17 protein-coding genes are annotated in these 15,640 nt (G+C 58.5%); 12 read left to right on the forward strand and 5 right to left on the reverse strand.

Annotated elements, in window-relative coordinates; genetic code table 11:
- Positions 1 to 16 precede the first annotated feature (16 nt).
- Genes AC2TDJ_RS19610 through AC2TDJ_RS19620 form a run of 3 tightly spaced genes read right to left on the reverse strand, consistent with a single transcriptional unit; the run spans position 17 to position 3,599 of the window.
- Positions 17 to 1,399, reverse strand: a complete 1,383-nt coding sequence (locus AC2TDJ_RS19610) for an ATP-binding protein (RefSeq protein ID WP_480844379.1) — start codon at positions 1,397 to 1,399, stop codon at positions 17 to 19.
- 19 nt (positions 1,400 to 1,418) lie between these two features.
- Positions 1,419 to 2,837, reverse strand: a complete 1,419-nt coding sequence (locus tag AC2TDJ_RS19615; RefSeq protein ID WP_480844380.1) for a dihydrolipoyl dehydrogenase family protein — start codon at positions 2,835 to 2,837, stop codon at positions 1,419 to 1,421.
- A 3-nt stretch (positions 2,838 to 2,840) separates the two neighbouring features.
- Positions 2,841 to 3,599 (reverse strand): TVP38/TMEM64 family protein, encoded by a 759-nt coding sequence (locus AC2TDJ_RS19620; RefSeq protein WP_480844381.1) that lies wholly within the window; start codon positions 3,597 to 3,599, stop codon positions 2,841 to 2,843.
- A gap of 269 nt (positions 3,600 to 3,868) precedes the next feature.
- On the opposite strand from AC2TDJ_RS19620, the gene rpmH reads away from it, so the two are divergent.
- The 12 genes from rpmH (at position 3,869) to AC2TDJ_RS19680 (ending at position 13,484) form a co-directional block, all read left to right on the forward strand.
- The gene (gene rpmH, locus AC2TDJ_RS19625) at positions 3,869 to 4,003 is read left to right on the forward strand and encodes a 50S ribosomal protein L34 (protein ID WP_005980833.1); all 135 of its coding nucleotides are present in this window, start codon (positions 3,869 to 3,871) and stop codon (positions 4,001 to 4,003) included.
- Between the two features lie 25 nt (positions 4,004 to 4,028).
- A complete protein-coding gene (gene rnpA, locus AC2TDJ_RS19630) occupies positions 4,029 to 4,454 on the forward strand; it encodes a ribonuclease P protein component (protein ID WP_480844382.1) in 426 nt (141 codons plus the stop codon).
- Positions 4,451 to 4,675, forward strand: coding sequence for a membrane protein insertion efficiency factor YidD (gene yidD, locus AC2TDJ_RS19635; RefSeq protein WP_480844383.1), 225 nt, complete (start codon positions 4,451 to 4,453; stop codon positions 4,673 to 4,675). Before rnpA ends, yidD begins: the two co-directional genes overlap by 4 nt.
- Before the next feature lie 42 nt (positions 4,676 to 4,717).
- The gene (gene ttcA / locus AC2TDJ_RS19640) at positions 4,718 to 5,611 is read left to right on the forward strand and encodes a tRNA 2-thiocytidine(32) synthetase TtcA (protein WP_480844384.1); all 894 of its coding nucleotides are present in this window, start codon (positions 4,718 to 4,720) and stop codon (positions 5,609 to 5,611) included.
- Between the two features lie 71 nt (positions 5,612 to 5,682).
- Positions 5,683 to 7,233 carry a putative bifunctional diguanylate cyclase/phosphodiesterase gene (locus AC2TDJ_RS19645; protein WP_480844385.1) on the forward strand — a complete coding sequence of 517 codons (1,551 nt, stop codon included), beginning with the start codon at positions 5,683 to 5,685 and terminating at the stop codon, positions 7,231 to 7,233.
- A gap of 117 nt (positions 7,234 to 7,350) precedes the next feature.
- Positions 7,351 to 9,180: a membrane protein insertase YidC gene (yidC, locus tag AC2TDJ_RS19650; protein WP_480844386.1), complete on the forward strand. Its 1,830-nt coding sequence runs from the start codon at positions 7,351 to 7,353 to the stop codon at positions 9,178 to 9,180.
- Entirely contained in the window at positions 9,177 to 9,914 is a 738-nt protein-coding gene (locus tag AC2TDJ_RS19655; protein WP_480844387.1) for an MOSC domain-containing protein, read from the forward strand. The genes yidC and AC2TDJ_RS19655 overlap by 4 nt, the downstream gene beginning before the upstream one ends.
- On the forward strand, positions 9,911 to 10,564 hold the full coding sequence (gene yihA, locus AC2TDJ_RS19660) for a ribosome biogenesis GTP-binding protein YihA/YsxC (RefSeq protein ID WP_480844388.1): 654 nt from the start codon (positions 9,911 to 9,913) through the stop codon (positions 10,562 to 10,564). Before AC2TDJ_RS19655 ends, yihA begins: the two co-directional genes overlap by 4 nt.
- 60 nt (positions 10,565 to 10,624) lie before the next feature.
- Positions 10,625 to 11,488 carry an acetylglutamate kinase gene (gene argB, locus AC2TDJ_RS19665; protein ID WP_480844389.1) on the forward strand — a complete coding sequence of 288 codons (864 nt, stop codon included), beginning with the start codon at positions 10,625 to 10,627 and terminating at the stop codon, positions 11,486 to 11,488.
- Between the two features lie 57 nt (positions 11,489 to 11,545).
- Positions 11,546 to 12,340 carry a sterol desaturase family protein gene (locus AC2TDJ_RS19670; RefSeq protein WP_480844390.1) on the forward strand — a complete coding sequence of 265 codons (795 nt, stop codon included), beginning with the start codon at positions 11,546 to 11,548 and terminating at the stop codon, positions 12,338 to 12,340.
- On the forward strand, positions 12,307 to 12,990 hold the full coding sequence (locus AC2TDJ_RS19675; RefSeq protein ID WP_480844391.1) for a ferredoxin: 684 nt from the start codon (positions 12,307 to 12,309) through the stop codon (positions 12,988 to 12,990). The genes AC2TDJ_RS19670 and AC2TDJ_RS19675 overlap by 34 nt, the downstream gene beginning before the upstream one ends.
- On the forward strand, positions 12,987 to 13,484 hold the full coding sequence (locus AC2TDJ_RS19680) for a SixA phosphatase family protein (protein WP_480844392.1): 498 nt from the start codon (positions 12,987 to 12,989) through the stop codon (positions 13,482 to 13,484). The genes AC2TDJ_RS19675 and AC2TDJ_RS19680 overlap by 4 nt, the downstream gene beginning before the upstream one ends.
- Before the next feature lie 46 nt (positions 13,485 to 13,530).
- On the opposite strand, the gene AC2TDJ_RS19685 is transcribed toward AC2TDJ_RS19680, so the two are convergent.
- Positions 13,531 to 14,322: an amino acid ABC transporter ATP-binding protein gene (locus AC2TDJ_RS19685; protein WP_480844393.1), complete on the reverse strand. Its 792-nt coding sequence runs from the start codon at positions 14,320 to 14,322 to the stop codon at positions 13,531 to 13,533.
- A gap of 12 nt (positions 14,323 to 14,334) precedes the next feature.
- Positions 14,335 to 15,639 (reverse strand): amino acid ABC transporter permease, encoded by a 1,305-nt coding sequence (locus tag AC2TDJ_RS19690; protein WP_480844394.1) that lies wholly within the window; start codon positions 15,637 to 15,639, stop codon positions 14,335 to 14,337.
- Between the last annotated feature and the right edge of the window lies 1 nt (position 15,640).

Consider the following 15,640-nt stretch of genomic DNA (forward strand, 5'->3'; position numbering starts at 1 on the left):
ATTCTGAAAAAAATCTTCAAAAAGTCCTGTCTCCGCGCGGAAGCCTTATTTCAAAGGTCGTTCCCTGCGGCCCCGTGTCTTTCAGAACCAGATCGCCACCATGTCCGCGGACCAGTTCCTGCGAAATGGCGAGACCTAGACCAGATCCTCCTTTGCGCACGCCACCCTGAAACGGGGTAAACAGGTTTTCCTTCGCTTTAGGAGGAAGGCCCGGCCCCGTATCGCTGACTTCCATGCACCATTCGTTTTCCGTTTCAGACGCGCTCACCACCACCCTGCCCGGCTGACCGGACGCGACCAATGCCTGCCGGGCGTTGCGGACGAGGTTCAGAATAACCCGAAACAGTTGTTCAGGATCAGCCCGTGCCACAAGGTCCTGCGGAACGTCGTTCACAATTTCAACACAGGCGTCGGCAATCGCGAGCTGCTCGCTGGCGACCACATCCTCGGCCACGTCATGCAGTTTCACCATTGTCAGCGTCGGTGGCGGTTCTTCGGCCCGGCCGAAGGCCAAAGTGCTTTCACACAAGGACACCGCCCGCGTGATGGAGTTAACCAGTTTCGGCGCCATCCGCCGCACCAAAGGATCGTCACTTGCCTCGATCCTGTCGGTAAACAATTGGGCCGACGTCAGTATGTTCCGAAGATCGTGACTGACCTTGGCAACTGCGCCGCCCAATTGGGCGAGCCTTTCACGCTGCTTCAATGCCTGCGTCAAATCCGTTTGCAGCATCTGCAACGCCTCTTCGGCTTCACGCAGTTCCGTAATCCTGGAATTCGGCGAGATGATGCCCCGCGCGTCTTCAGGCGCGCTGGCATAACGCTGCATGTAACCGACAACGCTTTTGATCGGACGCACCAGCACGACGCGCACTGCCAAAAACAAGAAGGACGCGGTAATGACCGAAATCACCAGCGACAGGCCCAGAATCCGCAACCCGTAGTCCGTCATCGCCATGCGCAAAGGATCGCTGTCCATCGTGACTTCGATCAACAGCCCGGCGTCCTTGACCGGTGCGCCAATGACGCGAATGACTTCATTGCCAGGGGAGAACAGGCGCGAAGTCGCGTCGCGGATCAGAACCCAGGCACTTGCATCGCGCAGATCATAGGTTTGCGTGATCTGATCCGGGATTGGCGAGGACAGCATGAGCTGCCGCACTTCGTCTCGCCGCAGCACCACGTTATAGACGCCCGCATTGGCCAGCAACTCGGCCTCGAGATCATCGGCCAGCATGTCATCTGCCAGCAACGCCAGTGAGGCGATCTGGGCGCGCTCCAGCCGGTTCAGCAGGAAATCTTCGCGAAAACGCGCAATCGACGGGACAAAAATCAAGACTTCGGCCAACATCACGAAGACCGTCGTCAGGATCAGGAACCGGCCGGACAGCGAGTTCAATTGGCGCTCCTTTTCTTGATCAGGGGATCCAGCGCTGGACGAACCTGACCACTCGTTTAACCATTTGATTCTCAAACAGCCTTGGCGAGAAATAAGCACCCGCCACCCGTTTGTTAAGCTCTCCGATCGTCGGATAAGGGGATACCATCGCGGCGATCTGAGACATTTTCAGGTTATTGGCCAAGGCCAGCGACCACAAGTTGATCAGTTCCCCGGCCTGATGACCTACGATTGTGGCACCCACAGGCCGACCCTTTACAACCATGACCTTAATGAACCCTTTCGTCTTTCGCTCGGTCACAGCACGGTCATTATGGTGATAGTCGAACCGAGCGACCTCCATCCTGTCGCCATGCTGATCGCGGGCTTGCGCCTCGGTCAGACCAACCTGTGCCAGTTCCGGGTCGGTATAGGTCGCCCAGGGGATATGTGCGGTTTTGGCTTTGGATGGCAGACCAAACAGCGCCGACCGGATGAGAACTCCAGCCTGATACCCGGCCACGTGGGTGAATTGCATACCGCCTGCGACATCTCCGATCGCATAAACACGTTGGTTTGAGGTGCGCAGGCTATCATCGGTTTTGATACCGGTGCGGGTCTGCTCGATGCCAGCGGCCTCAAGGTTCAGATTGCCGACATTGGCCGCGCGGCCGACGGCCAGAAGCAAGTGCGTACCGGAGAATATCTGGCCGTTGTCCGTTACCACTTCAATCGCGCCTTTTTTGCCGCGAATCTGGGCCACCATCGCGTCTTCATGGATCTCGACGCCCTCGCTCCGCAGGGCTTCCAGTACAATTTCCGCAGCCTCGGAGTCGTCTTTGCCCAACGCTTTCAGGCCTTCGATTACGGTAACCCTGCAGCCCAGCCGCGCGTGGGTCTGCGCCATTTCCATGCCGATGGGACCGCCACCAATGATCAGCAGATGCCCGGGCTTGTCGCGCAGATCGAAGATCGTCTCATTGGTGAAATAAGGAACCTGATCCAGCCCCGGCAGTGGCGGAACCAATGGCGAGGATCCGGTGGCCACAACGATCCGGCGCGCGGTGATCAGGTTATCCCCTGCCTTCACCTGCGTCTGCGACACAAACGACCCGTATTCCCGAATTACCCGAACACCAAAGCTCTCGAACCGCTCCTGACTGTCCATCGGTTCGATCTGGGCGATTACATCATGCACGTGATCCTTGGCGGCGGCATAGTCCACGTTCGGATCGACATCCGCCACGCCATAGAGGGATGCGTGGGACTGCGCGTGCGCCGCCTTGCCGCTGGCGATCAGGGCTTTGGAGGGAACGCAGCCGAAGTTCAGGCAGTCGCCGCCCATTCTGTGCCCTTCCAGCAGGGTGACATCCGCTCCCATCTGGCTGGCCCCCGCGGCGACAGACAAACCGCCTGACCCGGCTCCGATCACCAGGATATCGGTTTTCAGCTCCTGCATCGATTATCCGCCCCTTTGGCCCCGCAGAGTTTTGATAATTATTGGCAGCGCAGCCAGAACACACAAGCCGAGGATCGGTCCGATTACGAATGGTTCCCACAGCAGCGAAACATCCGGCGTTCCGCCCCGGTCGAACACACCACCAAGGCCGACGCCAATCCATGTGTAGACGATACCGCCGGGAATAATGCCCAGCGCGGTCGTGATCAGGAAATTGCGGAATTTCACCCCAACCAGCGCCGGCACAAGATTGGCCACAAAAAATGGCACTATCGGGACCAGACGGAGCAGGAACAAAACCGAAATCTCGTTCTCGCGCAGACCATCCTTGAGCCTTTTCACCGCGCCTTCAGACGCTTCAAGCTTGGCGGTCAGAGATTCGCCCAGCCCCCAGCGCGCCGCCAGAAAGATGGCGGAGGCCCCAATTGTGGCGGAAAAGACGTTGAACACGGTCCCGGCAAACAGCCCGAACAGAAACCCTCCGGTCATCGAGGCGACGGCAGCACCTGGCAACGAGAACGCCACAATCACGATGTAAATCGCGACAAATGCAATAGCCATCACCCAGTAATTGCTGTCGCGCCACGCCAGCAGTGCTTCTCGGTTGTCGCGCAGGGTTTCAAAGGTCAGGTAATCGCCCAGCGCGAAGAATCCGACAGCAGCTACGACCAGAATCACTATCAATGGAATATGCCGCGCCAATCCACCGCGCGGCATCTGCGATGTTTCGCTCATCTGACGTTCCGGTTCCTGTTCCATCATTCTGTTCCCAACATGCGCCCGGCAGCGGCCCGGCAACAGGGGCTTCACGCGGCCTTGAATATTATGGCCTGATATGTGAGTGATTTCGGGGTCTAACCCCGTTTTTGAAATCTTTTCGCTCCGCAGGTTACAGAATTGTTGCAAAAGGGGCGAAAACCGGGTCCAGAGGGTTTGACTTAGCCTGCGCTTACCAGTAGAGGACGGGCTTCGAACACACGGGCAGGCGAATCCGCGCCGCACCCCGACCGCCAAAGATTGGAGACGGAGCGATGAAACGCACCTATCAGCCTTCGAACCTGGTTCGCAAACGCCGCCACGGTTTCCGCGCGCGCATGGCTACCAAAGCCGGCCGCAAGATCCTGAATGCACGCCGCGCCCGCGGCCGCAAATCGCTGAGCGCGTAAACCGCTCACCGATCAGGTTATGAACATGACGCCGCCGGGGGCCCCTGAGGATGGTAAGAACCAGCCCGGGGATACGCCCCCGGCGGCGTCCGTTTGTCCACCTGAAACTTTGACGATCCTCAAGACCCGGTCCGATTTCCTGAAAGCCGCACGCGCGCGCAGACAGGGGACGGCGTCGATGATGGTGCAGGCGCGCAAGCGGACACCAGAGGAAACCGGCGGGATTCGTGTTGGTTTCACTTGTTCCAAGAAGGTCGGCAACGCCGTCGCGCGCAACCGCGCCAAGCGTCGCCTGCGCGAGGCCGCGCGGGCAATTTTGCCAACCGAAGGCCGGGCCGGTTGGGATTATGTCCTGATCGGGCGTGCAGATACGACGGCAGCACGGCCATTCGACGCACTGAAGGACGATTTGCGCTACGCCCTGCGAAAGCTGCATGGGGGACGGAATTGACCTTCCTGGCCAAACTCCTTGCCCTACCCGTGCACGCCTATCGCCTGGTCTTTAGCCCGTGGGTGGGCTTCAATTGCCGCTACCAACCCACCTGCTCGGCCTATGCGCTGGAAGCGTTGGAAAAGCACGGGGCGTTGAAAGGCGCGTGGCTTGCCGCACGCCGCATCGGGCGCTGCCACCCCTGGGGTGGCGACGGCTATGACCCGGTTCCGGATGAATGACCTGATCTTGCCCGATTGATCCAAACGCTGTAGGGCCTGCGCATGTTTGACGAAGCTGACGATATCCACCCCCTGTTCGCTGGTGCGCCCTCGACCACCGAATTCAAGAAGCTGCGAAAACGCATCGTGCGCCAGACGCGCGAGGCGATCGAACAGTATGGGATGGTGGACGCCGCCGCGCATGACAAGGACGCCAAGCCCCCGCGCTGGCTGGTCTGCCTGTCGGGCGGCAAGGACAGCTATACTCTGCTGGCTGTTCTTTATGAGCTGAAATGGCGCGGTCTGCTGCCCGTCGACCTGCTGGCCTGCAATCTGGATCAGGGGCAGCCCGGATTTCCAGCGACGGTTCTGCCGGAATTTCTGGATCGCATGGATGTGCCGCACCGGATCGAATACCAGGACACCTATTCGGTGGTGATGGACAAGGTCCCGCAGGGCCGCACCTATTGTGCTCTCTGTTCGCGCCTGCGCCGAGGCAACTTGTACCGCATCGCGCGCGAAGAAGGTTGTTCGGCAGTGGTGTTGGGCCATCACCGCGACGACATTCTCGAAACCTTTTTCATGAACCTCTTCCACGGCGGACGTTTGGCCACCATGCCGCCGAAACTGGTCAATGAAGAGGGTGATCTGTTCGTTTATCGGCCTCTCGCCCACGTGGCCGAGGTCGATTGCGAGAAATTTGCCAAGGCGATGGGCTACCCCATCATTCCATGTGACTTGTGCGGAAGTCAGGACGGTCTTCAGCGCCAACAGGTCAAACAGATCATCGACCAGTGGGAAAAAAACTCACCCGGTCGCCGGCAAGTCATGTTCCGCGCGCTGACAAATGCGCGGCCGTCCCATCTGCTGGACCCCAAGTTGTTTGATTTTGCGGGTCTTTCCCTTGAACCGATTCAAAATGACGAAAATTCGGAGCAAATTCCGCTGTTGCGTTAACGACTGACTCAGATTGGTTTCCTACGGTCGGACTGTGCGATCCCAGCCCATGCCGAAGGCCGTTGAAACCAATGTCCAGACACCCGTCCCTTGAACGAATCCGCGAAATTCTGCTTGCCGTCGTGACGGGTCCACAAGCCTTGACCTTTGTACCCGCGATTTGCCTCGCCGCTTTCTGGCTTGGCGGTGAATTGGCCCTGGTCACCGTTGCACTCGGTGTGCCGCTGGTCTTTGCAATTGTCGGCACGATAAGCGGTAAGACGCATATCCTGGCCGATGCAGGAGGACGCCCAAGCGGTGCAGTGGCAAGGGACATCTTCCGGTCAGAATTGCAGTCCATCCATCAGACTGCACAAAGCACCGGTGAAAACGCGGCCTGTATCGCCATTGCGCTGGATAACCATTCAGGAATTCTCGACCTTCACGGACAGACAGCCGCCGACCATGTCGCGCAACAGTTCAGTGACCGCGTTCTTGCTGTGATTCGTGGTCACGACATCTTCACCCAATTGACTTCGAACCGGTTTCTGATCGGGCTACGCCCTTCAACGCAGCTTGATCTTGAGGCCTGCATTCAGATGTCCGGCCGCATTCAGAACGCCATTGAGGAGCCCGTCCTGCTGAACGGCACCGGGGTCTACGTATCCTGTTCAATCGGGTTCTGCCTGCAATCCTATGTACCGGGTGCCGACGCGGAGCAATGGATTGAAGCCACAGTCGCCGCCCTGGCCGAAGCGCAAAGAACCGGGCCCTCTACCATTCGTGCCTTTTCGACAGAAACGCACCGAAGATCGCTGATCCGAGCCAATCTGCGCAAGGAATTCGAAGCCGCACTGGACAATGGTGAAATACATCCGTGGTTTCAGCCGCAAGTTTCCACCGACACTGGCGAAATCACCGGGTTCGAGGCCCTGGCCCGGTGGGAACACCCGACAAAAGGGATTATGGGCCCCCAGGTTTTCCTGCCCTTTGCCGAGCAGGCCGAACTGCTGGAACGTTTGGGACAGGTCATACGTCATCATGCCTTCAAAGCTCTCAACGCCTGGGACAATGCCGGATTCCATGTGCCACGGGTCGGCGTGAACTTCTCTTCCGACGAACTGCGCGACCCTGGCCTTCTGGACCGCCTCAAATGGGAGTTGGATCAATTCGACCTGACGCCGGACCGGCTGGCAGTCGAAATTCTCGAGACGGTGTTCTCTCGGCGCCCGGATGATGTCATTACCCGAAACGTGACCGGAATGGCGGCAATGGGGTGCTGTATTGACCTCGATGACTTTGGAACCGGGCACGCCTCCATTGCCTCGATCAAACGCTTTGACGTATCCCGCATCAAAATTGACCGGACCTTTGTCGCCAAAGCCGATCAGGACCCCAGTCAGCAGCAGCTTGTCAGCGCCATTCTGACCATGGCCGAACGGCTGAACCTTGAGACACTTGCCGAAGGGGTGGAGACGCCCGGCGAGCACGCGCTGATGGCTCAACTCGGCAGCAATCACGTACAGGGCTTCGGCATTGGCAGGCCGATGCCCTTTGAAAAAACTCTGGACTGGATTGCCGCCTATCGAACCAATGCAAGCGGTGTTCCGGAAATCCAGCACAAAATCGGACGGAAATCCTGAATTTGCCGTGCAGATCGCCGCGTAGTGGTGAATTGGGGGGCGATTCCACTTGACCTTTGGGGCTGCACTCTGTTGAACCCACCGGGTGTCTTTCAATGCTCAAGGTGGCTGTCCCAGATGGACGATCAGAACAAGAATCTCATCCTCGCAACTGCACTCAGCTTTCTAGTGATCCTGGTTTGGTTCGTGCTGTTTCCCCCACCCGAGCCGACGGTGACACCCGAGCAAACCGAAATCACCACAACCGACACCAATGAGGTGCAGGCGCCCAGCGCGACGGGAACAGGGACCGTGGGCGAAGCGACCACAGCGGCCGAGGACACGTTGCCGGATAGCCAGGCGCCGCGCGTTCAGATTGACACCCCACGCCTTTCGGGCAGCCTGTCGCTGTCAGGTGGCCGCATCGATGAGTTGTTCCTGAAAGACTACAAAACCTCGATCGAAGCAGGCGCGCCGATCGTCGAGTTGCTTTCACCCGTCGGATCCGAGTCAGCCTATTACGCGCTCTATGGCTGGGCGCCGGGTGCAGGGCTTTCGGGGACAGATGTGCCGGGCCCCAACACGCTTTGGAGCCTGGAACAGGGGGATACACTGGGCGTGGACAGCCCGGTCACCCTGGCCTGGGACAATGGCAATGGCCTGACCTTCCGTCGGACGATCTCTGTAGACAAGGACTACATGTTCTCGGTCACCCAGTCGGTTGAAAACGCAACGCAAGCCGAAGTCGGCATGGCGCCGTATGGCATTCTTGCACGCCACGGCATCGGCGAAGACGGCGACCTGCCGGAACTGAAGAATTTCTTCATCCTGCATGAGGGCGTCATCGGCATGGCCGACGGAACGTTGTCCGAGGTCGACTATGGCGATGTCCGCGATTTCGATATCGATCCAAATGAACGCGCCCAGGCCGAGGTTTATCAGGTCAAGGAAAACGGCTGGATAGGGTTCACCGATCACTATTGGATGACAACGCTGATCCCTGACCCTGGTTCGGCCTTCAAGGCCGCCGCGAAGTACGACGCACGCCGCAAGATCTATCAGACTGAAACGGTTCTGCCGACGCTGACGGTCGCCCCGGGCGCCAGCGCCGAGGTCACCACGCGCCTGTTCGCGGGTGCCAAGGAGTGGGAAACCATTCGCGAATATCAGGCCGAAGGCGTCCAGAAATTCATCGACAGCATCGATTGGGGCTGGTTCTTTTTCCTGACCAAGCCGATTTTCTGGCTGCTGCACAACATAAACGTTCTGATCGGCAACATGGGCTGGTCCATCATCGGGCTGACCCTGATCATCAAGGCGATCCTGTTCCCGCTCGCCTTCAAGTCCTACGTCTCGATGGCCAAGATGAAGGAACTCCAACCGCAGATGGAGGCCCTGAAAGAGGCGGCAGGCGACGACCGCCAAAAGATGCAACAGGGCATGATGGAGTTGTACAAGAAGGAAAAGGTGAACCCCGCCGCGGGCTGTTTGCCGATCCTGCTGCAGATTCCGATCTTTTTCTCGTTGTACAAAGTGATCTTCGTCACCATCGAACTGCGTCAGGCCCCCTGGTTCGGCCCGTTCCAGGACCTGAGCGCGCCGGACCCAACCTCGATCTTCAACTTCTTTGGTTGGTTGCCTTGGGCCGCGCCGCAGCCGGACACACTGATGGCGTTGATCTTCATTGGCATCCTGCCGATGCTGCTGGGTATTTCGATGTGGTTGCAGCAGAAACTGAACCCGGCACCAACCGATCCGACGCAGGCGATGATCTTTGCCTGGATGCCGTGGGTCTTCATGTTCATGCTGGGCGGGTTTGCCAGCGGGCTGGTGGTCTACTGGATCGCGAACAACACGATTACGTTCACGCAGCAGTATCTGATCATGCGCAGCCAAGGCTATACACCTGATGTGTTTGGCAACATCAAGTCCGGCTTCAAGCGAACGCCCAAAACGGACGACAAATGAGCGGAAAGGTCACCAGCCTGTGGCGGCACCCGATCAAAAGCCATGGGCGAGAATCCGTGAACAACGTAACCGTGACCCCCGGGCAGACGATGCCCGGGGATCGCGTTTGGGCAGTGGCGCATGAGGCCTCCAAGGTTGATGGTTCGCAATGGGTACCTTGCGCCAATTTCAGCAGGGCGGCGAAAGCTCCGCAACTGATGGCGATCTCGGCCCGGACGCAGGGTGACACGGTGACACTTTGTCATCCAAAGCGCCCCGATCTCAGCTTTGCCCCGGATACGGATCAAGAGATGTTTCTGGAATGGGTCAAGCCGTTGATGCCCGAAGAACGCGCTGCTTCGGCCCGCATCGTCCGGGTGCCGGGGCGCGGTATGACGGACAGTGATTTCCCGTCGATCAGCCTGTGCAACATGGCGTCGCATCGCGCGGTCGGACAAAAACTGGGGCAGGACCTGTCAACCGCCCGCTGGCGCGGCAACGTCTGGTTCGATGGTTTGCCGCTATGGGAAGAGTTCGATTGGATCGGCCGCGACATTCAGATCGGTGAGGCCGTGTTCCGGGTACGTGAACGCATCACTCGCTGCCTGGCAACCACCGCCAACCCCGAAACAGGGGAGCGTGACGCTGACACGCTGGGCGCCTTGAGCAGCTGGGGCCATCAGGATTTTGGCGTATACGCCGAGGTCCTCCAAGGCGGCTCGATCGGCGTTGGCGATACGGTGAAAGTGCTATGACAACCCTGCCGTTCCCTCTTGCAGACAACCCGGACGAGATCGCACAGGAGCGTGGGCGCAAATTGTTTGCCGGCCCGTCAGAATTCGTCAAAGGCGTTGTCGCCATGAATGGCTTGCCCGCACCGGATCGGCTGGAAGTCTGTTTCGCCGGTCGCTCGAACGTAGGCAAATCAAGCCTGATTAACGCGCTGACTGGCACCAAGGGGCTGGCACGCGCATCAAACACCCCAGGGCGCACGCAAGAGATCAACTTTTTCACGCAAGGCCCGGAGCTCTATCTGGTTGATTTGCCGGGCTACGGTTATGCCAACGCCCCGGTGAAGGTCGTGGAGAAATGGCAGAGGCTCCTCAAGCAATATCTGAGTGGACGCCAGACCCTGCGCCGGGCTTTTGTCCTGATCGACTCGCGCCATGGCGTTAAGCCGGTCGATGACGAGATCATGAAGCTGCTGGACACCAGCGCTGTCACTTTCCAGTGCGTCATGACCAAGGCAGACAAGGTCAAGGCCAATGAACGCCAGAAAGTGCTGGATCAGACACGCGCCGCGTTGTCCAAGCATCCGGCAGCGTTTCCCGAGATCGTGCTGACCTCATCCGAGAAAGGTGACGGCATTCCAACCTTGCGTTCCATCATCGCACACCTGGAATAGCTTGGCCCTTGGCACCACCGCGCAAAGGTCCTAACAGGGTACGCCAAAGGGACCTTAGCCATGAAGACAAGAGACATGAACCGGGACTGGATCGCCACAGCAGCTACACTCAATAGCGCCCTGCCCTATCTGCAGCGCTATGATGGCGCCATTGTCGTCATCAAGTTGGGCGGGCACGCCATGGGCAGCGACGAGGCGATGGAGAGCTTTGCCCGTGACGTCGTTCTGATGCGGCAGGTAGGCGTGAACCCGGTCATCGTGCATGGCGGTGGTCCGATGATCAATTCGATGCTGGATCGGCTGGATATCCAGTCCGAGTTCGTCCACGGCAAACGCGTCACCGACAAGGCCACAGTGGAAGTGGTTGAAATGGTGCTGTCCGGCCTCGTGAACAAGCGCATCGTTCAGGCGATCAACGCGCAGGGTGGAATGGCCGTTGGGCTATCCGGGAAAGACGCTCATCTCATGACCTGCGAACAGACGGATGCTTCGCTGGGCTTCGTCGGAACGCCATCCGAGATGAACCCCAAGATCCTTCATGACCTGTTTGCGCATGATGTAATCCCGGTAATTGCCCCGCTTGGCGCCGGAGGGAATGGTGAGACCTTCAACGTCAATGGCGATACCGCTGCCGGCGCGATTGCTTCAGCCTTGAAAGCGGACCGCCTTTTGCTGCTCACCGATGTCTCGGGCGTCAAAAACGCGGCCGGAGATGTGGTGACTGAACTGAAAGCCGGCCAGATCCGCGAGATGACGCGGGAGGGCACAATCGCAGGCGGCATGATCCCCAAAACCGAAACGGCGTTGGACGCCCTGCACAACGGCGTTCGTGCTGTTGTTATCCTCGATGGGCGTGCGCCCAATGCTGTACTGCTGGAGCTGTTCACCGAACACGGCGCCGGGTCTCTGATCCGACCCGATTGACGCGTTAGTGATCCGGGCGGCCTTGCGTCCGAGATAAACATGCCCGAATGTGAATGTATGGAGAACGAAGCCATCATTCGTCTGGGCGTGTTTTTGGGGCTGTTCATTGTCTTCGCAAGCGCCGAAGCACTTGCGCCCCGCAGGCCACGCAATTGCGACCGGGCGCGGCGCTGGGTGACCAACCTGTCGATTACTGTCCTGAACGCTGTGACACTCCGTGTATTGGCAATCGGGTTTCCCCTTCTGGCGGTGGGGGCGGCGCTCGACGCGTCCCAAAACGGCATGGGTTTGTTCAACCGCCTTGATTGGCCAGCTTGGCTGGAAGTCGCTCTCAGCGTCTTGATCCTCGATTTTGCGATCTGGCTTCAGCATCTTGTGACCCACAAGGTGCCAATACTTTGGCGCCTGCACCGCGTACACCATGCGGACAGAGATATGGATGTTACCACGGCCATTCGGTTCCATCCGATTGAAATCGCGCTGTCCATGGCCCTGAAGATAGGCTTGATCTACCTTCTCGGACCCAGCGCACTGGCGGTGATCCTGTTCGAGGTCCTTCTGAACGGAACCGCGCTTTTCAATCACTCGAACCTCAGACTTCCTCTTGCCGTGGACGCTGTGTTGCGTAGGGTTCTTGTGACGCCCGATATGCATCGGGTGCACCATTCGGCTCTCAGAAATGAGCATGACAGCAACTATGGCTTTGCCTTGTCCATCTGGGACCGATTGATGGGAACCTATGTGGCGCAGCCCGGTGGCGGGCACGAAAAGATGAGCGTGGGACTGGAATGGCAGGACGATCGACCGACCCGGCTAGGATGGAGCCTGTTCCTTCCGTTTCAACGGAAGTGACCTATCAGAACGTTGAGAGGGCGACTTTCGAGGCCGGCCTCATCGTGATGGGGGCGCAGCATCCACGCACCAGTGGTGCAAATCAGCTGGATCACGGCACGTTGATCCTACTGGGTACAGCCGAAGCATTCTGGCCGGTGTTGCAGGCCTCTCCCGAGTGGAATGATAACTTGCCGGACCCGGTAGATCGCTGGTCCTCCCGTGTCGTGGGTGAATTGGCTGCCGCAATGGGCGCTGTGGCCTATTTCCCATTCGGCGGCCCACCCTACACCCCGTTCATTGACTGGGCGTTGAAATCAGGGCGCACGTTCCAAAGCCCTGTAGGCGCGTTGGTGCACGACACGGTTGGGATGCTGATTTCTTTCCGTGGCGCGCTGCACTTCCCGGATGAGTTTGACATTCCGGCCGTATCTGGCACTTCGCCCTGCACAGACTGTCCCGCCCCCTGCACGACGGCCTGCCCAGTCGGCGCTCTGAATGCTGTAAGCTTTTATGACGTGGCTGCCTGCCACAATTATCTGGATACCGATGCAGGGCAAAGCTGCATGACCGGTGGCTGCGCGGCAAGGCTGGCCTGCCCCATCAGCCATGGTGCAGGACGGCAACCCGAACAATCCGCCCTTCACATGAAGTCCTTTCATCCCTCATGACACGCACATTGATCCTGACCCGCCACGCCAAATCAAGCTGGAATCACCCCGGTCTGATGGATCATGATCGCCCCCTGAACAAACGTGGGCGAAAGTCTGCTGCGGCGATTGGCGGTTGGCTGAAGGACCACAACTGGTTGCCGGATGAAGTGCTCAGCTCAAGCTCAACCCGAACGCGCGAAACATGGGAACAGATGGGGCTAAGCGCGCCTGAAGTTGCCTTTACTCAGGCCCTGTACCACGCCGATCCAGTGCAAATGTTGAACCAATTACAAACGGCACAGGGCGCAACAGTGCTGATGCTTGGGCACAACCCCGGAATCGCCGATTTTGCCGAGCGCATCGTGAAGAATACACCCGATCATCCAAGGTTTTTCGATTATCCGACCTGCGCGACGACCGTGATCCAATTCGGCGTAGAAAACTGGGACGAAGTATACTGGCACAGCGGCAAAACGCTGGAGTTTGTTATTCCGCGCGAACTGCTGGAATAGAAAAAGGCGGGGCACAACCCCGCCCTTCTTGTGACTTCGATCCGGATCAGTGACCCAGGATCTGGCTGAGGAACAGCTTGGTCCGCTCGCTTTGCGGGTTGTTGAAGAACTCTTCCGGTTCGTTCTGTTCCACGATCTGTCCGGCATCCATGAAGATCACGCGGTTCGCCACCTGACGGGCAAAGCCCATCTCGTGCGTCACGCAGAGCATGGTCATGCCTTCCTCGGCCAGCTCGATCATGGTGTCGAGCACCTCTTTGATCATCTCGGGGTCAAGCGCCGATGTCGGTTCATCGAACAACATGATCCGCGGTCGCATGCACAGCGAACGGGCAATCGCCACACGCTGCTGCTGACCACCGGATAGCTGACCGGGATACTTGTTGGCCTGTTCGGGAATCTTCACCTTTTCAAGGAAGTGCATCGCCGTTTCTTCGGCCTCTTTCTTGGGCGTCTTGCGCACCCAGATCGGGGCCAGCGTACAGTTTTCCAGAATGGTCAGATGCGGGAACAGGTTGAAGTGCTGGAACACCATGCCAACTTCGGACCTGATCTTGTCGATATTCTTTAGGTCGTTCGACAGTTCGGTTCCGTCCACTATGATCGTGCCTTGCTGGTGTTCCTCCAGCGCGTTCAGGCAGCGGATCAGGGTGGACTTACCCGACCCCGACGGCCCCGCGATCACGATCCGCTCGCCCTGATTGACGGTCAGATTGATATCGCGCAGCACGTGGAAAGCCCCGTACCACTTGTTCATGTTGGAGATTTCGATGGCGACCTCGTCGCTCACCTGCATCTTGGAGCGGTCGATTTCGCGTTCTACGGCAAGTTGAGACATGCGTTGAACTCCTTAATGGTGGCCGGTCTGAAGCTTGCGCTCCAGATACATGGAATAACGGGACATGGAGAAGCAGACGACGAAGAACAGCGCCGCGATGAACGCGAACAGTTCCCAGTAGATGCCATTCCAGGCGGTGTCGGCGCGGATGGCGGATGCCAGTCCGATAACGTCGAACAGCCCGATAATCGACACCAGGGTCGTATCCTTGAAGATCCCGATGAATGTGCTCACGATGCCCGGAATTGAGATTTTCAGGGCTTGCGGCATGATGATCAGCCGTTGGGCCTGCCAGTAGTTCAGGCCGAGGCTGTCTGCGCCTTCGTATTGACCGCGCGGCAGGGCAGCCAGACCACCCCTGATTACCTCGGCCATATAGGCGGCCGAGAACAGGGTCATCATGATCATCACCCGCAGGATGATGTCAAAATTGGTGCCCGGCGGCAGGAACAGGTTTAACAGCAGCGACGCCACGAACAACAAGGTGATCAGCGGCACGCCGCGGATGAACTCGATAAAGCCCACGCACAGGTATTTGACGATCAGCAAGTCCGACTGACGCCCCAGCGCCAGCACGATGCCGATCGGCAGCGAGACACCAATGGCCACGACGCCCAGCAGGATCGCCAGCATGAAACCACCGAACTGACGGCTTTCCACCGCTTCGATACCTATCGGAAGGATCGAGTCCATCGCACCGGTGAAATAGCCGGACAGAACCAGCCACCAGATCACTGCAGCCACGGCTGCACCGATCATCCCGATCAGCTCGCTCAATTGCTTGCTAAGCAGGGTGTAGACGCCCCAACCGACAACAAAACCCAGCGCGGCTGAAATCGGGCCCCAGATGGTTCCGCCCCACATCAGCCATGGCATCAGGAAGGGATAGATGGCGGTAAAGATCAGCATCTTGGTTGGAACGCGATCCGAATACAGCACCGGGGCCAGCGCAACCAGCAGCAGCACCAGGGACAGGATCGGACGCCAGTAAAGATGGCTGGGGTAGAAACCGAACAGCAACTGCAACCAGCGGTCGTTGATCACCGCCCAGCAGGCGTGCCCATGGGTCGATCCCCAGGTCTCCTGCATGATCTCGCGGCATTGGTTCAGCGAGTCGGCATTCCAGACGGACTGGAAAACCCAAGGTAAAACACCAGCTAAAACATACCAGATCGCCCAAAGCGAAACCACGGTCAGGATCGAGTTGAACCAGCTTGAGAACAGGTTGTGTTTGACCCATCCCAGCGCGCCAACCTCAGAAGCAGGTGGCGCTTGTTCGGGCAGCATTTCCGTACGGACAAATGAAACATCAGCCATA

This window comes from Ruegeria sp. HKCCD6647-2 (assembly GCF_057221075.1).